Below are 25,432 nucleotides of genomic sequence, written 5' to 3' on the forward strand. Positions count from 1 at the left end.
TGACGCTTCGCGCTCGCTCGCCTAACCCTTGCGGCACGACGACCGGAATGGCTGCGCCGACGCGCGCACATGACGCCCGATCCGCTTTCTCCAAGCCCGATGATCGCCGGCCGCTCGCCCTAGCCAACACCCGATGCGGGACACGACATGCATTTGAAAGAACTGAAGACCAAGGCTCCGGCGGAGCTGGTCGAAATGGCCGAAGGCCTCGGCGTCGAAGGCGCCTCTACGCTGCGCAAGCAGGACCTGATGTTCTCGATCCTCAAGGCGATGGCCGAGGATGGCGAGGAAATCACCGGTTCGGGCACGATCGAAGTGCTGCCGGACGGGTTCGGCTTCCTGCGCAGCGCCGAGGCCAATTACCTCGCCGGCCCTGACGACATCTACATCTCGCCCAATCAGGTGCGGAAGAACGGCCTGCGGACCGGCGATACGGTCGAAGGCGAGATCCGTGCCCCCAAGGATGGCGAACGCTATTTCGCGCTGACGAAGCTCATCAGCGTCAATTTCGATGCGCCGGAAGCGGTGCGCCACCGCGTCAATTTCGACAACCTCACCCCGCTTTATCCTGAGGAGCGGCTGCGGCTCGAGATCGAAGATCCGACCATCAAGGACAAGACCGGGCGCATCCTCGACGTGGTCGCCCCGCTCGGCAAGGGCCAGCGCTGCCTGATCGTCGCGCCGCCGCGGGTCGGCAAGACGATCATGATGCAGAACATCGCCAAGGCGATCAGCGCCAACCACCCCGAGGTGTATCTGATCGTGCTGCTGATCGACGAGCGGCCCGAGGAAGTCACCGACATGCAGCGCACGGTTAACGGCGAGGTGGTCAGCTCGACCTTCGACGAGCCCGCAACCCGGCACGTGCAAGTCGCTGAAATGGTGATCGAAAAGGCTAAGCGCCTGGTCGAGCACAAGAAGGACGTTGTGATCCTGCTCGACAACATCACCCGGTTGGGACGCGCCTACAACACCGTGGTTCCCTCGTCGGGCAAGGTGCTGACCGGCGGTGTCGACGCCAACGCGCTGCAGCGTCCGAAGCGTTTTTTTGGTGCCGCGCGCAACATCGAGGAGGGCGGCAGCCTCACCATCATCTCGACTTCGCTGATCGACACCGGCTCCAAGATGGACGAGGTCATCTTCGAAGAGTTCAAGGGCACCGGTAACGCCGAAATCGTGCTCGATCGCAAGGTTGCGGACAAGCGCGTCTTCCCGGCGATCGACATCGGCAAGTCGGGCACGCGCAAGGAAGAACTGCTGGTCGAAAAGACCAAGCTATCGAAGATGTGGGTGCTGCGCCGCATTCTGATGCAAATGGGCACGGTCGATGCGATGGAATTCCTGCTCGACAAGCTCAAGGGCTCCAAGTCGAACGACGAATTCTTCGAAAGCATGAACCAGTAAGGACTCCGCGATGTTGATCGAATTGTTGAGCGTCGCTGCGGATGCGGCTCCCGCCGGTTTCGGCGGACCTGCCGGGATCTGGGACGCCATCGTCAAGGACTTCTCGAATATCACCGAGCCGGCGGCGTTTACCGCTTTCCTGTCGGTGCTGGCGATCGACCTGGTGCTGGCGGGCGACAATGCCATCGTCGTTGGCGCGCTCGCCGCGGGCCTCCCGCCCGACCAGCGCAAAAAGGTCATCCTGATTGGCGTCGCCGCGGCGCTGGTGCTCCGCATCCTGTTCGCGCTGATTGTTACCCAGTTGCTCCAGATCGTCGGCCTGATCTTCGTCGGCGGTCTGTTGCTGCTGTGGGTGGCGTGGAAAATGTGGCGCGAGCTGCGTCATGACGCGGGCGAAAGCCCCGGCTCTCCCGAGATCGCCGGCGACGAGGACAGTGGCCTCAAATCGGCCAAGACCTTTGCCGGTGCCGCTTGGGCGGTGGCGATCGCCGACGTCAGCATGAGCCTCGACAACGTACTCGCAGTTGCCGGCGCCGCGCGCGATCATCCGGGCATCCTCATCGTCGGGCTGATCTTCGCCGTCGCGCTGATGGGCATCGCCGCCAACGTCATCGCGCAGTATATCGAGCGTTATCGTTGGATCGCCTACGCCGGGTTGGCGGTGATCCTGTGGGTCGCGGTCAAGATGATCTACGATGGCTGGATTGACCCGGCGGTCGGGCTAGGTCGACTGTTCGCGTGAGATTTGAAAGGGCGGGGTACCAACCCCGCCCTTTTTACGTCAGCCGAGATGTTCCGCGAAAAATGCGCGCGTACGTTCGTCGGCCAGCCGCGCGCCCTCTTCGTTTCGACGCGTGCCGCTAGCGGCGGCAAAGCCATGGTCGAGCCCCGGGTAGTCGTACACCGTGACCTTGGGATGGGGATCCAGCCCTTCGTGCATCTTCGCTTGCGCCTCCGGGCCGACGAAATGGTCGGCGGTGGGAACATGAAGCAGCACCGGGTGGGCGATGGCGTGCGCTTCGCCGAGCAGCCCGTCGATCCCGACCCCATAATAGCCGACGGTTGCATCGACGTCGGTGCGGGTCGCGCACATGAAGGCGAGCCGCCCGCCCAGACAGTAACCGACGCAGCCGACCTTGCCCGAACCACCCAGTTCGGCGCGCGCCCAGCGGATGGCGGCCTCGAGATCGACGATGCCCTGCTGCTGGTCGAACTCGCCCATCAACGCCAGCGCCTGCTGAAACTGCTCGGGCACGTCGGGGTCGAGGTTTGTCGCGTCATTGATGCGGAAGAACAGGTCGGGCGCGACCGCGAGATAGCCGTCGCGCGCAAGATCGTCGGCCTTGCTGCGGATGCCGGCGTTCACGCCGAAAATCTCCTGAATGACCACCACGGCCGCGCGCGGGGTCCCTTCGGGGCGGGCGACATAGGCGGGCATGGTTCGTCCGTCGGCGGTGTCGATCATGGTCACGGCAGATTCCTTCGGCTTGGCGACTGCGCAGGGGCAGGGCATAGTCGCAGCCTAGCAGCGCCGGCGCGGCGCTCAACGTCACAAGAGGGAGCGCAGCTGCGATGAAGGTCAACATCACCGTCGAATGCACGCCGGAAGAAGCGCGCGGCTTTCTCGGCCTGCCCGACGTCAGCCGCGTGCAGGAAGTCTATGTCGACAAGGTCAGCAAGATGGTCGGCGACAGCGTCGGAACCGACGCAGTGTCCGATCTGGTCAAAAGCTGGTCAAACCTGGGCGGGAGCGGGCTCAACATCGCGTCGCAGTTGCTGGGACCGATCGCTGCAGGACTGGCGCAGGCGGACGCGCGGCGCGAGCGGCGGCAGAACCAGGAAAGCGATTCCTCCGAAGGCCGCTGATCGCAGCGCATGACGACGATCTTCGCGCTGTCGAGCGGGGCGCCCCCAGCTGCGATCGCCGTCGTGCGGATAAGCGGTCCCGACACCGCCGCCGCAATCACCCGGCTGACGCAGCGCACACTCCCGGCGCCGCGGCGTGCTGTGGTGCGGAAGCTGCTCGATGAATCGGGGAGTATTCTCGACCAGGCACTCCTGCTTTGGTTTCCGGCGCCCGGAAGCGCGACGGGGGAGGATCTTGCGGAGTTGCACTTGCACGGCGGCCGCGCGGTCGTCGCCGCGGTGCTGGATGTGTTAGGGCGGCTGGACGGGCTGACCCCCGCTGCCGCCGGCGAATTCACGCGCCGCGCACTTTTGAACGGGCGCATCGATCTCACCGAGGCGGAGGGTTTGGCGGAACTCCTCCGCGCCGAGAGCGAATGGCAGCGTCGACAGGCGTCGGCGATGGCGGGGGGTGCAACGTCGCGAAGGCTGCACGATTGGCGGCAGCAATTGCTGAAGCTGGCGGCAAAGGTCGAGGCCGAAATCGACTTCGCTGACGAAGATGACGTGGCCGCAAATCCAGACCGTCTTCGCGAAGTTGTTGCGTCGACGGCAAGGTTGCGTGGTGAGATCCGCGATTGGGCCGAGCTGCCGTCCATCTCGCGCTGGCGCGACGGGGTGAGCGTGGTGATCGCTGGACCGCCCAATGCCGGCAAGTCGACCTTACTCAACGCGCTGGCGGACCGCGAGGCGGCGATCGTCTCCGCCGAGCCCGGCACGACCCGGGACGTTGTCGAAGTGCCGATTGTCCTCGGCGGAGCGACGCTGACTCTGACCGACACCGCGGGCCTTCGCGAGGGCGATCATGTCGGGGCAATCGAGGAGGAGGGCATAAAACGAGCGGAAGCACGGATAGACAGCGCCGACATCGTGCTCTGGCTGGGTGATCCTAGAATGGCGCCGGCTCGAGACAATGTCATTAGGGTCGCGGCGCAGATCGACCGGAGCTCGCCCCCTGCGCTATCGGATGTTGCGGTGTCCGCGCGGACGGGGGAGGGGATGGGCGCGCTGATCGACATGATTTCCGCACGCGGTCAGGCGTTTGCGCCGGGCAATACTGTGCTTCCCACCGACCGACAAAAACGTTTGGCGGGAAGCTTGGCTGACGTGCTCCCAGCGAACGAACTCGATCCGCTGTTACTCGCCGAGGAGCTGCGGAGCGCACTGGAACTGCTGTCGCAGCTGGACGGACGTTCCTCGAGCGAAGCGGTGCTTGACGAGCTCTTTACAGGCTTTTGCATCGGAAAGTGACGTTTCACGTGGAACATTTCCGTGTGTCGACGCGAAACCGTCATTCTGATAATGCTGACCGATGCATTTCGATGTGCTCATTATCGGCGGTGGACACGCTGGGGCAGAGGCGGCCTGCGCGGCAGCCCGGATTGGGCGCGGGCAAATCACGGTCGGAATGATCACCTTCGACCGCGCGGGTATCGGCGTCATGTCCTGCAACCCGTCGATTGGTGGAGTAGGAAAAGGTCATCTCGTCCGCGAGATTGACGCATGTGACGGGGTTATGGGACGCGCCGCGGACGCCGCAGCGATCCACCACCGGATGCTCAACGCCAGCAAGGGTCGCGCCGTTCAGGGGCCCCGCATCCAGGCAGACCGCGCGCTTTACCGCGCTGCCGTTCAGGCCGAGTTCGTCACCCACGGCATTGACGTGATCGAGGGCGAAGCAGTTGCGCTCGACCTCGACGGCGACACTATGCGCGGCGCCATCCTCGCGAGTGGCGAGCGCGTCGCGGGGACGTCGGTTGTGCTCACGACCGGCACCTTCCTTTGGGGCCGTATGTTTCGGGGCCTCGAAAGGAGCGATGGAGGCCGAGTCAACGAACGTTCGGCGACCAGACTTGGCTCGCAATTGCGCGATCTCGGCATGGTGTTCGGCCGGCTCAAGACCGGAACCCCGCCCCGACTCGACGGGCGAACGATCGACTGGGGGGCGCTGACCCCGCAGCCGAGCGACGACGGCGGGTGGACGATGTCGCTCGACACGCGGTCACGGCGCAACGCACAGGTCGCCTGCGCGATCACGCGCACGACCGAACGGACCCACGACATCATCCGTCAGGGCTTGCAGCACTCGCCTCTCATGAGCGGCGACATCGAAGGCCTCGGGCCGCGCTACTGTCCTTCGATAGAGGACAAGGTGACTCGGTTCGGAGATCGCGACGGGCACCAGATTTTCCTGGAGCCCGAGGGTCTGGATGACTTCACAGTCTACCCCAACGGGATTTCGACGTCGCTCGCGACCGAGACTCAAGCAAGCATCGTTGCCAGCATCCCAGGCCTTGAGGGGGCCAACATCCTCGAGCCGGGTTATGCCGTCGAATACGACATCGTCGACCCGCGTGCGCTCGACCACCGGCTCGCGTTGCGGGACGTGCCGGGGCTGTTCCTGGCGGGTCAGATCAACGGGACGACCGGGTACGAGGAGGCGGCTGCTCAAGGACTGATTGCAGGTGCCAATGCGGCGCTGACGTGCCTTGATCGCGAACCGTTCGTGCTCGATCGCTGGACCGCCTACACGGGGGTGATGATCGACGACCTCGTCCTGCAGGGGGTGAACGAACCCTATCGCATGCTGACCTCGCGAGCGGAGCACCGGCTCCGACTCCGTGCCGACAACGCGGAAAATCGGTTGGCGGAACAGACTGTTAGCGCCGGGCTGCTGCGGTCGGAGCGGTACGAGACGATGCGCAAACGGCAGGAGGCCCGCGGTGCTGCGACTGATCTTCTAGCTTCACCTCTCACGCCAGCTCGACTCGCGGAGATCGGCATCCCACCACCAGCCGACGGGGTCGCACGGCCGTTCGGCACGTGGGCGCTGACCGATGATCGCTTCGCGGCTTATTCCGAGCAGGCCCGCGCCGAGCATGGTCTGGCGGAGGAAATCTGGAACGAAGCATTGGAGGATCATCGCTACGCCCCTTATGTCGCCCGCCAGGCGGCGGAGCGGCGGTCGCTCGCGGCGAATGATGCTATTGCGGTTCCGCACGACACGGATTTTGCCTCAATCCCCGGTCTGTCCAATGAAATGGTCGAGCGACTGACCCGAGCTCGCCCGGAGACATTGGCGGCGGCCGGGCGGATCGCCGGGATCACGCCTGCGGCGCTCACCGCCCTCCTCATGCACATCCGACGCCGCGCGGCGTGATGGACGAGGAAAAGGCACGCGCAGCAGCGCGAAATTTCGCCTCCAGCGCGACGGACGCGGATCGGCTGGAACAATATGTTACCTTGCTTCTGGAAGAGAACAGCCGGCAGAACCTGATTTCCGCTGCGAGCGTCGACACCGTCTGGAACCGCCACATCCTCGACTCGGCGCAGCTTCTCCGCTTCGTCGATCACGCAGGGCCGTTGACGTGGTTGGATATCGGCACCGGTCCAGGCCTCCCAGGAATGGTCGTCGCCGCACTTAGGCCCAGCTGGACGATGTTGCTCGTCGAGCCTCGCAAGCAGAGGTGCGACTTTTTACGGCGCTGCGTGGAGTCGCTCCATCTCGAGAACGTCCAGATCATCCAGCAAAGGATAGAGCGGGTGTCCGTGGGGCCTGTTGACGTTGTCTCCGCACGCGCACTTTCGAACATCGAGGCAATCGTCGCCCACGCCGCACCATTTGCCACCGCGGACACATATTGGCTGCTGCATCGCGGGAAGAGCGTGGCTAGAGAGTTGCAGGAACTGCCGCGACAACTGGCCGCTATGTTCCACGTGGAACAAAGTCTGACCTCTGAGGAGTCGAAAGTGTTGATCGGTCGAGGTCGCCCTTCGCAGCGGACGCATCGGCGATGATCCGTATCGCCGTCGCGAACCAAAAGGGCGGGGTGGGGAAGACGACCACGGCGATCAACCTCGCAACCGCGTTGGCCGCGAGCGGCTGGCGCGTGCTGATCATCGACCTCGATCCGCAAGGGAATGCGTCGACGGGATTGGGGGTTGCGGCGGTCGACCGGGTGCGAACCAGCTACGATGTCCTGACCGACGCCGACGGCATCAGTGAATCGGTGGTGTCGACACGCGTGCCACGGCTCGAGCTGTTGCCGGCGACCCAGGATCTGTCGGGTGCCGAGATTGAGCTGGTCGCGCTCGACGATCGGACGCATCGCCTCGCCAAGGCTTTGGATCGCGTGCCGAACGGACGATGGGACATCGTTCTGATCGACTGCCCGCCCAGTCTCGGCCTCCTCACGCTGAATGCGATGGTGGCGGTCGACGCGTTGCTCGTACCGCTTCAATGCGAATTTTTCGCGCTGGAGGGGCTGTCGCAGTTGCTCCAGACCGTTGAGCGCATCCGCGGGCGTTTCAACCCTACGCTGTCGATCCTCGGCGTGGTCCTGACGATGTACGATCGCCGTAACCGGCTGACGGATCAGGTCTCCGACGATGTAAGGGAGTGTCTCGGCTCTGTCGTGTTCGACAGCGTCATTCCCCGAAATGTGCGGCTTTCGGAGGCGCCGAGCCATGGCATGCCCGCACTGATCTACGATCATCGCTGCTCCGGGTCGGTGGCCTATATTGCGCTCGCGCGTGAGGTCATCGCGCGGCTGCCGCGGCTGGAAGCGGCAGCATGAGCGAGGGATCTGCCAAGGGCGGAGCGCCGACATCGCCGCGGCCACGCACGGGAGGGCTCGGCCGCGGGCTTTCGGCTTTGCTCGGCGACCTTAGTGTCGAGGCGCCTGTGCGGCCGGGCGGAAACACGACGCATCCGCGCGATGGGCTCGCGATGATCGCGATCGACCGTATCGAGCCCCATCCGGATCAACCGCGTCGCACGTTCGACGAAGCGGCCCTGGGCGAGCTTGCCGATTCGATTGCCGCGCGCGGGGTCGTTCAGCCAATTCTCGTTCGCCCGTTACCCGACGGGCGGTATCAGCTCGTCGCAGGGGAGCGGCGTTGGCGCGCGTCACAACGTGCAGGCCTCCACCAGCTGCCGGCGATCGTCCGCGAACTCGACGACACCGATACGTTCGCCATCGCGCTGATCGAGAACATTCAGCGGCAGGACCTGAACGCGATCGAGGAAGCGGAGGCCTATGATCGGTTGCGCGGGCGCTTGGGTCACAGTCAGGACAGCATCGCCCGGATGACGGGGAAGTCCCGCAGCCATATCGCCAATCTCCTGCGACTTCTCGAGCTCCCGGACGCGGTGCGCCTGATGGTGGCAAATGGCGACCTTGGCATGGGACACGCGCGAGCGCTCATCGGCCTCGACGACGCAGAAGACATCGCACTGGCGGTGGTTCGAAAGGGTCTGTCCGCGCGCAAAGTGGAGGCGCTTGCCCGGGCGAGCCGTCAGCGTCGTCGCGGACCGACGCCATCGGCATCGTCCCGTTCTGGCACCGGCGAGCCGCAAAAGGATGCGGACATTGCTGCCCTGCAAGACCATCTCCACGAACTGCTCGGTATCGCTGTGCGAATAGATCACCGCAGCGACGGTGGCGGCAGTCTGACGCTGGATTATGCCTCGCTCGATCAACTCGACTTGCTCTGTCAGAGACTGAGCGGCGAACAAATCTGAGACATTTGAAACGTTGGACCGGTTACCGCCGCGTTTACCACGTCGACCAATCGGAACGGAACCGGTTGCCACCTAACCCCCCGGTGGCGGCAGACCGCCGGAACGAATCACGGGGACCAACACATGCACAAGATGGTTACGCGCGCCGCGGGCGCCGCTCTTTTCGCTGCCGCGACGCTGACGTCGGGTACCGCCTTTGCTGCGACCGGCACCGGCCAGGCCCGCGCGAATATCGTCAGCCCGATCACTGTTGCCGAATCGAGCGTGCTGGATTTCGGCACGATCATCACGACGGGCGGCGCGACCAACGGCACCGTGCTGATTTCGACGAACGGCACGCGGACCTGCGGCGTCGTCACCTGCACCGGCGGTACGCCCGCTGCCGGCGCGTTCAATGTGACGGGCTCGGTCGGGTCGACGGTCAGCGTGTCGCTGCCGGCAACGGTCACGCTGCGTAACGCGAACAGCGTGGCGATGACCGCGACGCTGTCGTCGAGCCTCGCGAGCGCGAACAATCGCCTGTCGTTGACCAACGGCACGGGCACCTTCAGCGTCGGGGCCGAGCTAACCGTCGCGGGGAGCCAGCAGGACGGCGCCTACACGGGCACGTACACGGTCACCGTCGACTACGTCTGACGCGCCTCCCGCGTACAACCGGACCGCGCTCCCTCGTCGAGAGGGGGCGCGGTTTGTTGTTTCATGGACTGGTTAGCTCGATGATAACCATCCACCGGTAACGTCCCTCGCCAGGACAGGGCGGCGCGCCTTAGCGCATCGACCACCCGCCCCGTCCGGGAGTGGACCAGACAATGTCTAGCTGGAAAGTGCAGGCCCGCCGGGCGACATTCGTCGCGGCGGGCATGGCGGTGGCGTCGATCGGCACCGCATCCCTCGCGTCGGGCGACCTGTTGGTGGCGCCGACCCGGGTCGTGCTGGAAGGGCAGCGCTCGGCGGAAGTCGTGCTGAGCAACATCGGCCGCGAAGCGGCAACGTATCGCGTGTCGGTGGAGCTTCGCCGGATGCGCGCCGATGGCAGCCTCCAGGAGGTTGACCCGGCCCAAGCGAACGCGGTCGAGCGGGCCATGCTCCACATGGCCGTGGTGAGTCCGCGGCGAGTGCGGCTCGAACCCGATCAACCGCAAACCGTGCGAATTGGCATCCGGCCGCCGGCTGCGGGCGTGACGCCCGGCGAATATCGCGCGCACATCCTGTTTCGAGCGATTCCCGACGAAGGTGGGGCGCAGCCGTCCGCGGCGGCGTCCCCGCCGACGGCGGAGCCCACATCGCGCGGCGTATCGATTTCCCTGCGGCCGATTTACGGTATCACGATCCCGCTGATCTATCGTAGCGGCGCGCTCGATGCACAGGCGAGCGTCAGCAACCCGCGGCTCGAGCGCAATGGCGATCAGCCGTTGCTGCGGTTCGACCTCGGTCGCAGCGGCACGCGATCGCTGTACGGGAATGTCGTCGTGACGCGGCCCGGCTCGTCGCAACCGCTCCTCACCGTGCGTGGCATCTCCATCTACACCGATCTCGAGGCGCGTTCGGTTGCGATCCCGATTACCGGCGAGCAGGAAGCATCGCTGAAGGGGCCTGCGGTCGTGCGATATGTGGCGGATGCCGACGCCGGCGCCATGACTCTGGCGGAGGCGACGACAACGCTGCGCTGATCCCCCCGGACCTTCCGGCCCCCCTGACATCGATGCACCGGTGGCTGTCTCGGCTGCTGTGGTGGCTTGCGCTCCTGTGCGCCGGCCTGTCGACGCACGCGTCCGCGTCCCCCGCTGACTGGGCGCCGTCCGAGGACGAGCAGTTCCTGCTCCAGCTAACCACACGCCATCATAGCGTGGGTGAAGGCATTCGGGCCTATGTTGGCACAGGCGGGCAGGCCTGCGTTGTGTTGCAGGACGTGACGCTTGCGCTCGATTTGCCGCTGCGGGTCGACGCCCAGTTGCGCCGCGCAACCGGGTGGGCGTTCGATGAGCGGCGCCGCATCGTCATCGACCGCGAGGCGGGGGAGGCCATCATCGGCAGCGAACGGACGGCGGTCGGTCCGGGCGAGGTGCTCGACCTTGCGGAGGGTTGGTGCGTTGCCCCCGCGACGCTCGGTCGCTGGCTCGGGGTGGGCTTCGAGCTGGATCAGGGGCAGGCGGTGTTGCGGCTCGTGTCGCCACGCCCCTTGCCGTTCGAGGAGGCGCTCGAACGCCGCGCACGGGCAGGTCGGGCGCGCGATCCTGCGATCGGCGCAGCCCGCTACGCCGCGCTCCCGCGCATCAGCGCCAGTTACGAGGGGTTCAGGGCGCCGGCAATCGACGTCAACGCGATCGTCGGCTTCGCACGGTCTGCACCCGGCGGGGACAGCAGCGAGCGCGTGCTCGCGAGTTACGAGCTCTATGCGAGCGGCGAAGTCGCAGGCGCGTCGGTCGATGCCCGACTGGCCTCGGATCGTAGCGGAGCCCCGCAATCGCTGCGAGTGCGCGCTTATCGTTATGATCCCGAAGGTCGGCTGCTGGGACCGCTCAAGGCGACTTATGCCGCCGCCGGCGATGTGGTCGGCTATGCAACGCCGATCGTCGGGAGCGTGGGGAGCGGGCGGGGGGCGGTAGTCACCAACCGCCCGACGGCGATGCCCGACAGTTTCGACCGCACCCGGTTCGATGGCGATCTGCCGAGCGGCTGGGACGTCGAACTTTATCGCAATGGCCAGCTTATCGCGGCACAGACGGTGGGTCCCGACGGACGTTATCGCTTTGAGGACGTACGGTTGCTGTTTGGCGTCAACCGCTTCGAGATTATCGGGTACGGCCCACAAGGGCAGCAACGCCGCCGGGTCGAGACGTTCAACATCGGCGCGGGGGCGGTGTTGCCGGGGCGGCTGCACTATTGGATGACAGCGTTCGACGCGGGTCGCGATCTCATCCTGTGGGGTCGGCGGAGCCACGATCCGACCGGACTGCGAGGCAACGGCTGGCGGTTCGGGGCCGGGGCGGAATATGGCCTCGATCGGCGCACCTCGCTCGGCGCTTGGGCGACGAGCTTCGTGGCCGGCGACCAACGCGTCTGGAATGTCGAAGCGTCCCTACGCCGGTCGGTCGGCGGCAGTCTGGTCGAAGCTTCCGCCGCGGCACAAAAGGAAGGCATGGCGCTGCGAGGCGCGTGGGCCGGGCCGATTGGTCGCTCAGGCGCCTTTTCGCTGCAGACGCTGCATAGTATGGGCGAATTCCGGATCGACCCGCTGATCGATGACGGAATTCGCTTCGAGCATCGCGCCAATATCGACCTTTCCCCGCGTATCGGCAGCCTGACGCTTCCGCTGAGCGTGGAGGGACGGTGGGAACGCAGCCGCGCTGGCATCGATCGGCGACACGCGTCGGTCAATGTCTCGGGCGTTTGGGGGCGGCTGGCGTTCACGACAGGGGTGCGCTGGAGCAGCCAGCGAACCATGGGCGCATCTGCCAGGTCACCGGCGGTGGGGGCGGGTGTCTCCCAAGAGGTGGCGGAACTTGTCGCGCTCGCGAACTGGCGCGCAGGCGGCTGGCGTATCCGCGGTGAGGGCAGCGCCACCATCGCGCGCCGTGGCGACGCATTCGGTCCGCCTGCCCGGGGCGCGATCGTCGCCGAGCGCGCGCTGTCCGAGCGGGGCGACGTGCGAGGCGAGCTCGCATTCGATGGCCGATGGCGAATCGCCGCGGGCTATCAGCATCGCTTCGACCGATTTGCCCTGAGTGGACAGGTCGAGGCAGCGGCGGACGGCGCGGTGGCTGCTTCGCTCGCGCTGTCCTTTTCGGTCGGCCCCGACCCGATCGCCGGCGGGTATCGCATGGCGCGTGAGCGGCTGGCGAGCAGCGGGCAGGTCGTGGCCGAGCTCTTTATCGACGACAATGGAAACGGACGGCGTGATCTCGGGGAGGAGGCGGCTCCGGGCGTGGAGGTGGGGGGAAGCGCACAGGCTGCGGTCGCAAGCGATGCGAAGGGGATGGTGCTGCTCGACGGCATCGCCCCCTACGCACCGACCCCGGTTGTGATCGACGAAACCACGCTACCGTCGCCGCTCGTTCGACCAGCGGTCCACGCGCAGGTGGTGGTGGCCCGCCCTGGCGTCGCGACGCGGATCCGTGTGCCGCTTGTTCCGACCGGTGAGGTCGAAGCCTGGCTCCGCGATCCGGGCGGCGGGAGCGTCGCCCACGCGCAGGTCGCTCTGGTCGATCGGGCGGGACAGATTCGCGCTGAAACGCGATCGGATTTCGACGGTCTGCTCCTGTTCGAACGCGTGCCTTACGGTCGTTACCAGCTGCGCGTCGTCGATTCGGACTGGGCGTTGGCTAGCGAGGTGGAGGTCGAGCTTAACGCGGCACACCCCTCGGAACAGCTCGGCACGGTGGTGCTTGAGCGACGCTCATCCTCCCAAGCGCTGGCTGCTGCGGGGGTGCTTCGCAATGGCAGTGGCGGCCACTAGCGCCACGGTGCCGATCAATCCTGGTGCGGTCGAGAAGACTCGAACTTCCACGGGCTTTCGCCCACAACGACCTCAACGTTGCGCGTCTACCAATTCCGCCACGACCGCGAGACCAGGATGTGTCGCGCTGGCCCGGACGGGCGGCGACAGGGGCGAGCGCTTAGCAAAGGGTTCGGCGCACCGCAAGCGACGGTGGCTAGGGGGGCGCCGAGCCGATAGAGGCTCCGCGGTGACCTCCGACATCGCCCCCGAATCAGTCCGTCGAGAAGTTCGGCGGACGCTGGCGCTGGCGTGGCCGGTGATGCTCGCGAGCCTCAACTGGACGCTGCTGCACATCATCGACGTGGCCGTGGTGGGCGGGGTCAGCACGTTTGAAGCGGCGGCATTCGGCGCCAGCCGGTCGCTGACCTACGTCGTGATCATGGTCCTCATCGGCATGATGACCGGGGTGCTGGTGTTCACCGCGCAGGCGGATGGCGCCGGAGACCGCGCGGCGACGGGGCGGGCGCTGCACGACGGCCTGCTGCTGGCCGGCGTACTCGCGGCCATCGGCGCCGTGCCATACTTCCTGTTTGCCGAGCCGCTGCTAGCATGGATGGGCATCGCGCCATCGCTGGTGCCGACATCCGCAGCGGTGATCCGGCTGATGGCGCTGGCGATGCCGTTTCAGCTGGTGCTGATCGTTGGCGCGAATTTCCTCGAGGGGATCAGTCGCCCGCGGCGCGTGGCATTCGTCAATGTCGGCATATCCCTTCCGCTCAATGCGGTGCTCGCGTGGGCGTGGGCGACCGGGGCGCTGGGCTTTCCGCGCTGGGGGGCGGTCGGCGCGGCGGCGGCGACCCTCGTCAGCCTGGTCGTGGCGAGCGCCGTCATGCTGATCGTGATCTTGGTCATGCGCGACGCGCGCGAACGGGGGGTCCGGCCGCTGTTCCGGCGGCGGTGGAGCGATCGCGTCCGCGGCGCGGTCGCGCTTGCGCGCTTCGGCGCGATGCCCTCGTTTGCTTCGGGGCTAGAACTTGCCGGTTTTTCGCTGCTGATTGTGCTGTCGACGCAGCTCGGCAACGCCGTCGCGCACGCATTCCAGATGGTCTTCACCCTCCATAATCTGAGCTTTGCGGTGGCACTCGGCTTTGCTTCGGCAGCGGGGGTGCGGGTGGGCAATGCCGTCGGCGAAGGGGCACCCCACCTCGCCCGACAACGGGTCCGGGTCGCGCTCGCGCTCGCCGCGCTGGGTCTCGGCCTGATCGCGCTCATTTATGTCGCGGGGGCGCGGTGGATTGTCGACCTTTACCCAGCCAGTGACGACGTCCACCGGATCGCCATCGCGATGCTGACGCTGTGGGCGCCGTTTCTGGTGTTCGACGGGATGCAGGTGGTCCTGCAGTTCGCGCTGCGGTCGCTGGGCGATCAGGTCGCGGCGGGCCTCATCAGCATCGTCGCCTTCTTCGGCGTATCGGGCTTCGGCGGATGGTGGCTGGTTCGCGCAGGCTGGGGTGCGGATGCGCTCGTGATCGGATCGGTCGCCGGAATGGTGATGGCCGCCCTGCTGTTTGCGATGCGCTTCGCATGGATCCAGCGCCGCGCGGCGCAAGTCAGCGCGGCGACGCCCAGCTGGTCGTGAGCATGGTCGCGCGGCGCGGAATGTCCGTGCGCGCTTCCGAGAAGGGCACGCGCTCCCCCGGACCGATCTGCCGTTTGGGTGGACGGATCGTCCAGCGGTCGACCACCGCCCCGGCATCGTCGCGCAATTCGGCCTCGATCGGCGGAATGGTCTGAACCCGGTCGGTCGGATTGACCACCGTCCCCCGCACCGCAAAATAGATGGTGCCGTTGGGCAGCGTGCGATGATCCTGCTCGCCCACCGGCAGCTCGATGGCGAGGTCGGGCTCGTCGTCGGCGGCGAAATCGAATGCGTCGCGCAGCGCGGGGGGAAGTCCCTCGTTGGCGATGTAGACCGCACCCGCGCCCATCAGCGTCGCAAAGCCCACCGCCGCGAGCGTCCAGAGCCGCGCCGGATTGCGCCGCGGTTTGGCGCCAATCGGCGGAGGCGGCAGGCTGTCGTAATCGATCGTCGGCGCGGGCGGTTCACTCGCCACATCCTGCGGCCGGGTGTCGGGCAACGGCGGCTCAGGGTACGCGGACTGGGCGGGCGGCGCCTGGTTGGCCGAGGCAGCGACCGAGGGCAGCTCCGGCGTACGCTCGGCGAGGGCCGGGGACTCGGTCGCGACACCCGGCTGAAACCATTTGTGCCCGCAGGCGGCGCAGCGCACGGAGCGCCCTGCCGCGCCGATGGCGCTATCGGGCACGGCATATCGCGTGGCGCAGGCGGGGCAGCTGAGGATCATCGCCACCCTCTACACAACATAGGCGAATCGAGCGCAAGGTGGCAGCGGCGTCCTTGCCCGTGATTGCGGGAGCGGGCATGATCGCCTCAACGGCGGCAGGGGCGCCGGATGCAGCAAGGGGGGGAAAGCGGGAGCACCGCGCGGCCATGACCGAACCGCTGGTCCGCTTCGACGCGGTGTCCCACGAATATGTCCCCGGTGAAGCGGTGCTCGACGCGCTGAGCTTCTCCCTGGTACCGGGCGGCTTTTATTTCGTCGCCGGCCCGTCGGGCGCGGGCAAGACAACGTTGCTGCGGTTGCTGTACCTCGCGCTGCGTCCCACGGCTGGCGCGATGCACATGTTCGGCGCGGACATGACCACGCTCGAGCGTGATCGGCTACCGGGTTTTCGGCGGCGGATCGGGGTCGTGTTCCAGGACTTTCGGCTTGTCCCCCACCTTTCGGCGTTCGACAATGTCGCACTGCCGCTGCGCATCGCCGGGATCGGCGAGCCCGACGTTGCGCCCCCGGTGCACGAAATGCTGGACTGGGTCGGCCTCGCCCATCGCAAGGATGCGACCCCGGCGACCCTCTCGGGTGGGGAGGCGCAGCGGGTGGCCATCGCGCGCGCCGTGATCGCCCGGCCGGAGCTGCTGATCGCGGACGAGCCGACCGGCAACGTCGATCCGGACATGGCCGTGCGGCTGCTGCAACTGTTCGAGGGGCTCAATCGCCTCGGCACGACCGTAGTCGTTGCAACGCACGACCTCCATCTGATGAATCGCGTCGGCGGCGCGCAGATGATGCGGCTTCACCAAGGGCGGCTGGCGGATCCGACCGGCATGCTGCGCTATCCGCCGCGGGCCGACCGGCCGTGACGTCGCCCCCTCCGCTGGTTCCGGAGGTGCCAAAGGTCGGCGCGCTGTCGGCGCTGGTGGCCTTGGTAACCTTGCTCTCGCTCATCGCTGCGGGCGTTGCGCTGTGGCTGACCCCTGCGGCCTTCGCGCTCGGAACAGGGGTCGAGCGGCGGGTGAGCGTTCAGCTGCTGGGCGAGCATGGAGATCGCGCGATCGAGCGCAGGCGCGTCACCGCGCGCCTGAGCGAACTGCCGAGCGTCGCCGCGATTCGCGTCGTTCCGGACGCGGAAGGGCGCGCGCTCGTTTCGCGCTGGCTCGGCAGCGGCCGTAATGGCGAAGCAATCGCCGGTGTGGCGCTGCCGACGTTGATCGACGTCACGTTGCATCCGGGCGAGTCCGTCGCCCCGTTGCAAGGCGCCGTGCGCGCGATCGCGCCCGACGCGCGGATCGTGCCGGTGGCGCGTTGGCTGGGACCGGTTGCCGGTCTGATGCGCAGCGTCGGGCTCGGCGCGGCCCTGGCGGCCCTGGCACTTGCGGCGGCGGCGGCGGCCGCGAGCGTCATGGGCGTTCGCGCAGTGCTGGCGCGGGAGCGCGAAACGATCGCGACGCTTCACTTGGTCGGCGCTACCGACGTGCAGATCGCGCGGCTGTTCACTCGCGCGGTGATGGGCGCGATCGGCGCGGGCGTCGTCGCCGGCACTGCGGCGGCGTCCCTGCTGCTCGTCGCCGGCGCGCCGGGTCTGGCGGCGAGCGCGGCGGGCCTTGGGCTCGACATGGGTGGCGCTGCCATGACGCGCTGGTTTGCGCTCGTGCCGTTGCCGATGCTGATCGCGTCGGCTGGAGCGCTCGCGGCGCGCTTTGCCGTGCTGCGCGAATTGCGGGCGATGCCGTGATCCGTCGGCTTGCTCTGTTCCTCACGCTGGTCTGGCTGCTCGGATTCGTGCATTTCGCGCTGTGGCTGCCCCAGCCGCTCGGCGCCTATCGCACCGATGCCATCGTCGCTTTCACCGGTGGGCCGGGCCGCATTTCGCGCGCGCTCGATCTGCTCGCGGAAGGTCAGGCAAAGCGGCTGTTGATCTCCGGCGTCGATCCGCAGGTGCGGCGCAGCGAACTGGCCGTCACCTACCACCGGCCGCAATCGCTGTTCGACTGCTGCGTCGCGCTCGGACGGGAGGCGGTCGACACGCGATCGAACGGCGTCGAGATCGCGCGCTGGGTACAGCAAAACCGCTACCGGTCCGTTCGACTGGTGACCACCGACTGGCACATGGCGCGGGCGCGGTGGGAGGTTGAACGACTGCTGCCCGACGACGTCATTCTGTTGATCGATGCTGTCCCATCGCGTCCCTCGCTCCGGACGTTATGGGTCGAATATCATAAATATTTGCTGCGTCGCGCGGGTGTGCTGGTGGGTTTATGAACGATATTATCGCCGCGATCCGGACGGTCGTCTGGACGCCGATATTCTATGTCGGGACGGTCTTGATCGTGCTCGCAACGGGTCTCGCATCGCTGGTCGGACGTGGCCCCATGATCGCCTGCATCCGTTTCTGGGGGAGGTTCCACCGATGGTGTGCCCGCTGGTTGCTGGGGCAGCGGGTGGTGCTCGAAGGGTCTCTGGCCAAGACGGGTTTCTACATCCTCAAGCATGAAGCGATGTTCGAGACGATCGAAATCCCGTGGATGTTCAATGGCGCCGCGGTGTTCACCAAGGCGGAGCTGTTCCGATTGCCTTTATGGGGCCCGCTCGCCCGAACCTACGGCCTGATCCCGGTCGAACGCGACGCCGGAGCATCGGCGCTGCGTGAGATGCGCAAAGCGGCGCGCGCTGCGCTCGATTCAAGGCGCTCGCTGGTGCTGCTGCCCGAAGGAACGCGCGTGCCGCATGGCGAAAGGCCGCCGCTCAAAAGCGGGTTTGCCGGCCTCTACCGGATGATCGGAGCGCCGGTAATTCCGGTGGCCGTCGACAGCGGGCGCTTGCGCAAGGGCTGGCTGCGCCTGCCCGGGACGATCACTTATCGCGTAGGCGCCGCGATCCCGCCGGGCCTCTCCCGCGAGGAGGTCGAGGCGCGCGCTCACGCCGCGATCAACGCGCTCAACCCGTAAGGTTCAGACCGCTCGGATCAGTGACCCGCGACAATCTCGCGCAGCGCGGCGGCGATGCCCCGCGTTTCCTCTTCGCTGCCGATGGTCACCCGTAACGCATGGCCGAGCCCCATGCCCGGCAACCATCGCACGATATAGCCGTGCTCCATCAGCGCCTTGTACGCATGCTCCGCGGTCACGGGGCCGGCAAAGGTCAGCAGCACGAAATTCGCAGCAGAGGGAACCACGCCAACGCCGTGGTTGCTAAGCGCCGACATCTCCTGCGCGAACCAGTGGCGCCATTTGGCATTGTGGGTGCGGCTCGCAGCGACGAAGCCACGGTCCTTCACCGCTTCGATGGCAGCCATCTGGCCGGCGTGGGTGACGTTGAACGGCGCGCGGATGCGGTGCATCGCCTCGATCACCGCGGCCGGACCATAGGTCCAGCCGATGCGCTCGGCAGCGAGCCCGAAGATCTTAGAAAAGGTGCGGGTGATCAGCACGTTGGGCTCGGTCCGGGCGAGGTCGAACATGCCGTCGTCCTCCTCAGGGCTGAGATATTCGGCGTAGGCCTGGTCGACGACGAGCAAGCAGTCCTTGGGCAGCGCGGCGTGGAGGCGCATCATCTCCGCGCGAGTGGCGAGCGTGCCGGTCGGGTTATTGGGGTTGGCGACATAAATCATGCGCGTGGCGGGAGTCAGCGCGGCGATGATCGCATCGACGTCGGTGCCGTAACCCTTGTCCGGCACGACCACCGGCGTCGCGCCGACGCGGCGGGTGGCGATGTCGTACACCGCAAAGCCGAAGCGGACGTGGATCACCTCGTCACCAGGCCCGGCAAAGGCACCCGCAGCGAGGTGGAGCACATCGTCCGAACCGGTGCCGCAGATGATGCGGTCCGCCTCGATCCCGTTCGCTTCCGCCAGCGCGTCGCGCAGCGCGTGCGCGGCGGGGTCGGGGTAACGCCGCATGTCCGCTGCTGCGACCAGCGCCTCGCGGGCCGCCGGGCTTTGCCCGAGCGGATTTTCGTTGGCCGACAGCTTGATCAGCGGCCGCCCGTCGTCCGCGGCTGCACGCCCGGCAACATAGGGCGCGATGCCCATGACCCAGGGCTTCGGCTGGGGCGCTCGTGCGGGCGATGCGTGCTGGCTGTCGGTCATGGTCGGCGCGTCTATCGCGTCCGCCGCAGGTTTCAAGTTGCAGCGGAAACTATCGAAGCGCCAACCGCTCGCGGTTCACGCCACCGTCAACGCCAGCGCGCCGTCGCCTTCGCGCACCCGCACTGTCGACCCGTCAGGCACCTCGCCCTTGAGGATGAGGTCGGCGAGCGGATCCTGAAGGTGGCGCTGCACCGCGCGCTTGAGCGGTCGAGCGCCATAGACCGGGTCGTAGCCGACGCGGCCCAGCCACGCCCTCGCCCCCTCGTCGAGGTCGAGCTTGATCTTGCGGTCCGCCAGCAGATTTTCCACCCGCGCCACCTGAATGTCGACGATCCCCGCCATCTGGCTCTGCGCCAGACGGTGGAACAGGATGATCTCGTCCAAACGATTGAGGAACTCAGGCCGGAAATGCCCACGCACGATCTCCATCACCTGCGGTTCGACCGAGGCGACGTCCTGATCATCCTCGAGATTGGCGAGGAACTGACTACCGAGGTTGGAGGTGAGCACGATCAGCGTGTTGGCAAAGCTCACCACGCGGCCCTGCCCGTCGGTCAGCCGCCCGTCATCCAACACCTGCAGCAGGATGTTGAACACGTCCGCGTGCGCTTTTTCGACCTCATCGAACAGGATCACCTGATAGGGGCGCCGCCGCACCGCTTCGGTGAGCACACCGCCCTCTTCGTACCCGACATAGCCCGGCGGCGCGCCGATCAGCCGCGCGACACTGTGCTTCTCCATGAACTCGCTCATGTCGATGCGCACCATCGCGGCGTCGTCGTCGAAGAGGAAGCCGGCAAGCGCCTTGGTCAGCTCGGTCTTGCCGACCCCGGTGGGGCCGAGGAATAGAAACGAGCCGAGCGGGCGGTTGGGGTCCTGCAACCCCGCACGCGCGCGCCGGACCGCGCGGGCGACGGCCTGCACCGCCTGCTCCTGCCCGATGACGCGCTTGCCGATCGCGGCTTCCATGTTGAGGAGCTTGTCGCGCTCGCCCTCCATCATGCGGTCGACGGGAATGCCGGTCCAGCGCGAGACCACCCCCGCAATGTCGTCGGCGGTGACCTCCTCGCGCAGCATGGCGCCCGCGCTCGCACCTTGCGCTTCGGAAAGGCGCGCCTCGAGCTGCGGGATAGTGCCGTACTGGAGCTCGCCCGCGCGGGCGAGGTCGCCGGTGCGCTGCGCCTGCTCGAGCGCGATGCGCGCCGCGTCGAGCTCGGCCTTCACCGCCGCCTCGCCCGCAATCTTGTCCTTCTCCGCCTGCCAGCGCGCGGTCAGCGCACCCGACTGCTCCTCCAGCTGCGCGAGATCTTCCTCCAGCTTCGCAAGGCGGTCGCGCGAGGCATTGTCGCTTTCCTTGGACAGCGCCTCGCGTTCGATCTTCATCTGGATGATGCGCCGGTCGAGCGCCTCGATCTCCTCGGGCTTGGACTCGACCTCCATGCGGATGCGGCTGGCCGCCTCGTCCATCAGGTCGATCGCCTTGTCGGGCAGGAAGCGGTCGGAAATGTAGCGGTTGGAGAGGGTAGCAGCCGCCACCAGCGCCGCATCGGTGATGCGCACGCCATGGTGCAGCTCGTACTTCTCCTTGAGCCCGCGCAGGATCGAGACGGTGTCCTCGACGGTCGGTTCGCCGACGAACACCGGCTGGAAACGCCGCTGGAGCGCCGCGTCCTTTTCGACATGCTTCTGATATTCGTCGAGCGTCGTCGCGCCAATGCAATGGAGCTCGCCACGGGCCAGCGCGGGTTTGAGGAGGTTGCCCGCGTCCATCGCGCCTTCGGCCTTCCCCGCGCCGATCAGCGTGTGCATCTCGTCGATGAACAGGATGATGTGCCCGTTGCCCGCGCGTACTTCGTCGAGCACGCCCTTCAGCCGCTCCTCGAACTCGCCGCGATATTTGGCGCCGGCGATCAGCGCGCCCATGTCGAGCGCCATCAGCCGCCGGTCCTTGAGCGTGTCGGGGACGTCGCCATTGGCGATCCTGAGCGCGAGGCCTTCGGCGATGGCGGTCTTGCCGACGCCCGGCTCGCCGATCAGCACGGGATTGTTCTTGGTGCGGCGGGCGAGGATCTGAATGGTGCGGCGGATCTCCTCGTCGCGGCCGATGACCGGATCGAGCTTCCCTTCCTCCGCCGCTTCGGTGAGGTCGCGGGCGAATTTCTTGAGCGCGTCGTAGCGGTCCTCCGCTCCCGACGTGTCCGCGGTGCGCCCCTGCCGCAGTTGGTTGATCGCGGTGTTGAGGCCTTCGGGGCTGACCCCCGCGTCCTTGAGCGCGCGCCCCGCGGCGGTGGTGGAGGCGAGCGCCAGCGCGAGCAGCAGCCGCTCGACGGTGACATAGCTGTCGCCCGCCTTGCTCGCGATCTGCTCGGCGCTGTCGAGCGTGCGGACGAGGTCGTTGTCCATCCCCGGCGAGGCCTGCGCGCCCGACCCCGACACCGCCGGAATCTTCGCGAGCGCCGCATCGATCCCCGCCTCCGCACGCGCCGGGTCGCCCCCGGCGGCGCGGATGAGGTTGGCGGCCATCCCCTGCTCATCCTCGATCAGCGCCTTCGCCAGATGCTCGGGCGCGATCCGCTGATGGCTCATGCGAATGGCAACGGTCTGCGCCGCCTGCAAAAAGCCCTTCGCTCGATCGGTCAGTTTCTCGAGATTCATGCACACACCTCCGCCGCCCAAGCTAGTGCGAAGCGAAGCGAAGGGAAGGGGGGGGCTTCCCCAGCCACCGTCACGCCGGGCTCGAACCGGGGTCCTGCTCAACCTATCAACGCGAGTATGGAGCGGGACCCCGGATCAAGTCCGGGGTGATTCGTAATTTCGAAGGGCTTGGGAGCGGTTGGCCCGAGCCGCTTTGCGGATTGCAGCAGGCACGCGCACAATCGCGAACAAGACATTCATGCCGTAGAGCCAGCCGATCGCTACCATCCCTAATTGCAGGCCGAACGCGACGCCGTTTCCGGCAAGGCCGAAAAAGAAAGCTATGGACCCACCACACAAGCAAAGAACGAATGCGTGAAAGCTACGAAGGTCATACCGTAAACTTCTTTCGTCGATGCTCTCGCTAATCCAGAATCGACCACGGTCATATATCGCCATAGCCCGCAGGTTCGAAAAGATGGAACTATCCCAAAACGGAGTGTCGAAATTTAAGTAATCCGCGCCACGACCTTTTCTGCCCTTCTGCTGCTTTTTCAGAAGTCGTTCCAATCGGTCCAACACAGCGCCATTGGATTCGATGCGATCCAACGCGACCGATCCACGGAGGTGCCTTATGACTTTCAACATGGAAGGGGGGTATTAGCTTGCGACACTGTCCGCAATGGAGTCGCGAGCCGACGTCCTCGTCGCGCTTGTAGCGATATTCGGCGAGCGTTACGCCGTTCGAATGAGTGAAGGAAAGTTGGTCGCGGCTGGCCGCGCAAAGAGCAGCGGACGACGCCCGCGGTTAAGGCGCGTAGGGCTGGCGATCCTCGCCCTCCTCGCCACCGCCGCGCTGGCCCTCACCCTGTGGGAGCCGCTCACCGCCACGCGCTACGCTGCGGTCCCCTACACCCCCACCGACGTGCGCATTGCGCGCGATGCGTGGGGGGTGCCGCATGTGTTCGGGGCGACCGACGCCGATGTGGCCTACGGAGTCGGCTATGCGCATGCGGAGGATGATTTTGCGACGCTGGAAGAGGTGCTCGCGATGACGCGCGGGCGTCTGGCGGCGATCACTGGGGAGGAGGGCGCCAAGGCCGACGTCGCGGGTTATCTGATCGACGGACGCGGGGCGACCCTGCGGCATTATGATGCGCTGCCGGCGGACGTGAAGGCGATCTTCACCGCCTATGCCGCGGGCCTCAACCGTTATGCCGAGCGGCACCCGCAGGAGCAGCGGTTGCGGGGCCTGTTCCCGGTGACGCCGCAGGATGTGGTGGCGGGATTCGCCATCCGCTCGCCGTTCTTCTTCGGGCTCGACAGCGTGCTCGGCGCGCTGGTTGAGGGCAAGCCGCTGCCGCGCGAGGGCGGGCCGCCGATCCCCGGCCTCACCCCGGTGCGCGCGCCCACCCGCACCACCCCGCCGCCGACTGGCGCGCCCGCCGCGCCGATCGACGCAAGCGCGCCGCGTAGCACCACCGCCGCGTTCGGTCCGCTGTTCGGTTCGGGCGAGGGGATGAACGGCTCCAACGCCTGGGCGATCGCGCCATCGCGCACCAGTGACGGGTCGACGTGGCTGGTCAGCAACGCGCACCAGCCTTGGACCGGCGGGGTCGCCTGGTACGAGCTGGTGGTGCATTCGCGGCAGGGTTGGGATTTCGCCGGAGCGACCTTCCCGGGTTCGCCCTACCCCTTTCTCGGCCACAACCGCGATCTTGGCTGGACCAACACCGTCAACCGCCCGGACCTGATCGACGTCTATCGCCTGACGCTGGACGAGAGCGGCGACAAATATCGCTTCGATGGCGTGTGGCGGCCGATCGAGCAGCGCCGCGTCTGGCTGCGGGTGAAGTTCGGCCCGTTCACGCTCCCCATCCCCCGCACCATCGAGCGCAGCGTCCACGGCCCCATCATCCGCAACGCCAGCGGCGCTTATGCGGTGCGCTACGCCGGGATCGGGCGGATCGACATGGTCACCCAATATTACCGCATCCAGAAGGCGCGCAATTTCGACGAGTGGCGCGCGGCGATGGGGGCCCAAGGGGTGCCGGGCACCAACTTCATCTACGCCGACCGCACCGGCCGCGTGGGGATGTTCTACAACGCGATGTTTCCCGACCGCCCCGCCGGCTATGACTGGCGCGGCATCCTCCCCGGCGACACCAGCCGCACGCTGTGGACGCGCGCGCTGCCGTTCGACCGAGTGCCCGCGCTGGTGAGCCCGCGCTCGGGCGCTGTCTTCAACGCCAACAACACGCCCTTCAATGCGGCGGGCACGGGGAGCGACATGAACCCCGCGAGCGTCGACCCGCGACTAGGGGTGGAGCTCGACGAGACCAACCGCTCGCTCCGCGCCCGTGCGCTGCTCGACGTGACGCCGCGCATCGACTGGCCGCAGCTGCGCGCGATGAAATATGATACCGCCTATGCGCGCGAAGGCTATGCCCTGGCGTTCATGAACGAGATCGCCGCGCTCGACCTGTCACGCGAAGCTGAACTGGCGGCGGCGCAGCGGCTGCTCGCGGGATGGGACTGGAACCTCGACGGGCGCGGGCCTGCCGATGCGCTCGCGCTGATGGTGCTGCGGCCCTCTAACCGCGCGCATTACCAGCGCACTGGTGAGCGGGTCGATGCGCGTGCTGTGCTGGCAGAGACCGTCGCCCACCTCAAAACGCACTTTGGCCGCATCGACCCTCCGTTGGGGGAGGTGCTGCGGCTGCGGCATGGGGAGGGGCCGAGCTATGTCGACCTGCCGCTCGACGGCGGTAATGACACGCTGCGCGCCTCGACGCTGTGGGATGCCGACCCCGACGGGCGGCTGCGCGTGCGGCACGGCGACAGTTTCCTGATGTTCGTGCGCTGGGACCGCGCCGGGCGCGTGGCCTCGCGCTCGATCCAGCCGTTCGGCGCGGCGACGCGGCGTCCGGATTCGCCGCACCACAGCGATCAGGCGCGCGCCTTCGTGCGGCATGAAACCAAGCGCGTGCTGTTCGAGCCCGCCGACCTGTTTGCGACCAACCCGAGAATTTATCGCCCTTGATCTAAGTGGCTTGTCGTCGCGCGTGCAACCGCTAAGCCAT

At 66.8% G+C, this 25,432-nt stretch carries 22 protein-coding genes and 1 tRNA gene; 17 read left to right on the forward strand and 6 right to left on the reverse strand.

Going from position 1 to position 25,432, the window contains the following annotated elements; translation table 11 throughout:
* Positions 1–147: 147 nt before the first annotated feature.
* Together rho and ACRYJK_RS09715 are read left to right on the forward strand one after the other, a co-directional pair.
* A complete protein-coding gene (rho, locus tag ACRYJK_RS09710) occupies positions 148–1,404 on the forward strand; it encodes a transcription termination factor Rho (RefSeq protein WP_482667302.1) in 1,257 nt (418 codons plus the stop codon).
* Positions 1,405–1,414: 10 nt separating this feature from the next.
* Positions 1,415–2,146, forward strand: a complete 732-nt coding sequence (locus ACRYJK_RS09715) for a TerC family protein (RefSeq protein WP_482667303.1) — start codon at positions 1,415–1,417, stop codon at positions 2,144–2,146.
* Positions 2,147–2,185: 39 nt separating this feature from the next.
* Here ACRYJK_RS09715 and ACRYJK_RS09720 read toward each other — a convergent pair whose 3' ends face one another.
* Positions 2,186–2,869 carry a dienelactone hydrolase family protein gene (locus tag ACRYJK_RS09720; RefSeq protein WP_482667444.1) on the reverse strand — a complete coding sequence of 228 codons (684 nt, stop codon included), beginning with the start codon at positions 2,867–2,869 and terminating at the stop codon, positions 2,186–2,188.
* Between the two features lie 107 nt (positions 2,870–2,976).
* On the opposite strand from ACRYJK_RS09720, the gene ACRYJK_RS09725 reads away from it, so the two are divergent.
* The 9 genes from ACRYJK_RS09725 to ACRYJK_RS09765 all read left to right on the forward strand — a co-directional run bounded on the left by ACRYJK_RS09725 (position 2,977) and on the right by ACRYJK_RS09765 (position 13,289).
* Positions 2,977–3,270, forward strand: a complete 294-nt coding sequence (locus tag ACRYJK_RS09725; RefSeq protein WP_482667304.1) for a DUF6489 family protein — start codon at positions 2,977–2,979, stop codon at positions 3,268–3,270.
* 9 nt (positions 3,271–3,279) lie between these two features.
* Positions 3,280–4,560 (forward strand): tRNA uridine-5-carboxymethylaminomethyl(34) synthesis GTPase MnmE, encoded by a 1,281-nt coding sequence (gene mnmE / locus ACRYJK_RS09730; protein ID WP_482667305.1) that lies wholly within the window; start codon positions 3,280–3,282, stop codon positions 4,558–4,560.
* Positions 4,561–4,621: 61 nt separating this feature from the next.
* Positions 4,622–6,469 (forward strand): tRNA uridine-5-carboxymethylaminomethyl(34) synthesis enzyme MnmG, encoded by a 1,848-nt coding sequence (mnmG, locus tag ACRYJK_RS09735; RefSeq protein ID WP_482667306.1) that lies wholly within the window; start codon positions 4,622–4,624, stop codon positions 6,467–6,469.
* Positions 6,469–7,107: a 16S rRNA (guanine(527)-N(7))-methyltransferase RsmG gene (gene rsmG, locus ACRYJK_RS09740; RefSeq protein ID WP_482667307.1), complete on the forward strand. Its 639-nt coding sequence runs from the start codon at positions 6,469–6,471 to the stop codon at positions 7,105–7,107. The genes mnmG and rsmG overlap by 1 nt, the downstream gene beginning before the upstream one ends.
* The gene (locus ACRYJK_RS09745) at positions 7,104–7,886 is read left to right on the forward strand and encodes a ParA family protein (RefSeq protein ID WP_482667308.1); all 783 of its coding nucleotides are present in this window, start codon (positions 7,104–7,106) and stop codon (positions 7,884–7,886) included. Before rsmG ends, ACRYJK_RS09745 begins: the two co-directional genes overlap by 4 nt.
* A complete protein-coding gene (locus tag ACRYJK_RS09750; protein WP_482667309.1) occupies positions 7,883–8,833 on the forward strand; it encodes a ParB/RepB/Spo0J family partition protein in 951 nt (316 codons plus the stop codon). Before ACRYJK_RS09745 ends, ACRYJK_RS09750 begins: the two co-directional genes overlap by 4 nt.
* Positions 8,834–8,956: 123 nt before the next feature.
* Positions 8,957–9,469 (forward strand): DUF4402 domain-containing protein, encoded by a 513-nt coding sequence (locus ACRYJK_RS09755; RefSeq protein WP_482667310.1) that lies wholly within the window; start codon positions 8,957–8,959, stop codon positions 9,467–9,469.
* A gap of 173 nt (positions 9,470–9,642) precedes the next feature.
* The gene (locus tag ACRYJK_RS09760; RefSeq protein ID WP_482667311.1) at positions 9,643–10,503 is read left to right on the forward strand and encodes a fimbrial biogenesis chaperone; all 861 of its coding nucleotides are present in this window, start codon (positions 9,643–9,645) and stop codon (positions 10,501–10,503) included.
* 176 nt (positions 10,504–10,679) lie between these two features.
* Positions 10,680–13,289 carry an MSCRAMM family protein gene (locus ACRYJK_RS09765; protein ID WP_482667312.1) on the forward strand — a complete coding sequence of 870 codons (2,610 nt, stop codon included), beginning with the start codon at positions 10,680–10,682 and terminating at the stop codon, positions 13,287–13,289.
* A 21-nt stretch (positions 13,290–13,310) separates the two neighbouring features.
* On the opposite strand, the gene ACRYJK_RS09770 is transcribed toward ACRYJK_RS09765, so the two are convergent.
* Positions 13,311–13,397 (reverse strand) — tRNA-Leu (locus ACRYJK_RS09770).
* Between the two features lie 121 nt (positions 13,398–13,518).
* On the opposite strand from ACRYJK_RS09770, the gene ACRYJK_RS09775 reads away from it, so the two are divergent.
* Positions 13,519–14,910 (forward strand): MATE family efflux transporter, encoded by a 1,392-nt coding sequence (locus ACRYJK_RS09775; RefSeq protein ID WP_482667313.1) that lies wholly within the window; start codon positions 13,519–13,521, stop codon positions 14,908–14,910.
* On the opposite strand, the gene ACRYJK_RS09780 is transcribed toward ACRYJK_RS09775, so the two are convergent.
* Complete coding sequence (locus tag ACRYJK_RS09780; RefSeq protein WP_482667314.1) at positions 14,882–15,634, reverse strand: zinc-ribbon domain-containing protein; 753 nt, start codon at positions 15,632–15,634, stop codon at positions 14,882–14,884. The two genes, ACRYJK_RS09775 and ACRYJK_RS09780, sit on opposite strands and share 29 nt — an antisense overlap.
* A gap of 146 nt (positions 15,635–15,780) precedes the next feature.
* On the opposite strand from ACRYJK_RS09780, the gene ftsE reads away from it, so the two are divergent.
* The 4 genes from ftsE to ACRYJK_RS09800 are packed head-to-tail and all read left to right on the forward strand — an operon-like array spanning position 15,781 to position 18,576.
* Entirely contained in the window at positions 15,781–16,491 is a 711-nt protein-coding gene (gene ftsE, locus ACRYJK_RS09785; RefSeq protein ID WP_482667315.1) for a cell division ATP-binding protein FtsE, read from the forward strand.
* Positions 16,488–17,363, forward strand: coding sequence for a cell division protein FtsX (locus ACRYJK_RS09790; RefSeq protein WP_482667316.1), 876 nt, complete (start codon positions 16,488–16,490; stop codon positions 17,361–17,363). The genes ftsE and ACRYJK_RS09790 overlap by 4 nt, the downstream gene beginning before the upstream one ends.
* Positions 17,360–17,890 carry a YdcF family protein gene (locus tag ACRYJK_RS09795; RefSeq protein WP_482667317.1) on the forward strand — a complete coding sequence of 177 codons (531 nt, stop codon included), beginning with the start codon at positions 17,360–17,362 and terminating at the stop codon, positions 17,888–17,890. The genes ACRYJK_RS09790 and ACRYJK_RS09795 overlap by 4 nt, the downstream gene beginning before the upstream one ends.
* Positions 17,887–18,576: a lysophospholipid acyltransferase family protein gene (locus ACRYJK_RS09800; RefSeq protein WP_482667318.1), complete on the forward strand. Its 690-nt coding sequence runs from the start codon at positions 17,887–17,889 to the stop codon at positions 18,574–18,576. Before ACRYJK_RS09795 ends, ACRYJK_RS09800 begins: the two co-directional genes overlap by 4 nt.
* 17 nt (positions 18,577–18,593) lie before the next feature.
* Here ACRYJK_RS09800 and hisC read toward each other — a convergent pair whose 3' ends face one another.
* From hisC to ACRYJK_RS09815, 3 genes are all read right to left on the reverse strand, one after another.
* Positions 18,594–19,715, reverse strand: coding sequence for a histidinol-phosphate transaminase (hisC, locus tag ACRYJK_RS09805; protein WP_482667319.1), 1,122 nt, complete (start codon positions 19,713–19,715; stop codon positions 18,594–18,596).
* A gap of 75 nt (positions 19,716–19,790) precedes the next feature.
* The gene (clpB, locus tag ACRYJK_RS09810) at positions 19,791–22,370 is read right to left on the reverse strand and encodes an ATP-dependent chaperone ClpB (RefSeq protein WP_482667320.1); all 2,580 of its coding nucleotides are present in this window, start codon (positions 22,368–22,370) and stop codon (positions 19,791–19,793) included.
* A 135-nt stretch (positions 22,371–22,505) separates the two neighbouring features.
* Positions 22,506–22,958, reverse strand: a complete 453-nt coding sequence (locus ACRYJK_RS09815) for a hypothetical protein (protein ID WP_482667321.1) — start codon at positions 22,956–22,958, stop codon at positions 22,506–22,508.
* A gap of 139 nt (positions 22,959–23,097) precedes the next feature.
* Here ACRYJK_RS09815 and ACRYJK_RS09820 point away from each other — a divergent pair, with 139 nt between their 5' ends.
* Positions 23,098–25,392, forward strand: a complete 2,295-nt coding sequence (locus ACRYJK_RS09820) for a penicillin acylase family protein (protein WP_482667322.1) — start codon at positions 23,098–23,100, stop codon at positions 25,390–25,392.
* The last annotated feature ends 40 nt before the right edge of the window (positions 25,393–25,432 follow it).

Source organism: Sphingomonas sp. BLHR8, assembly GCF_056821725.1.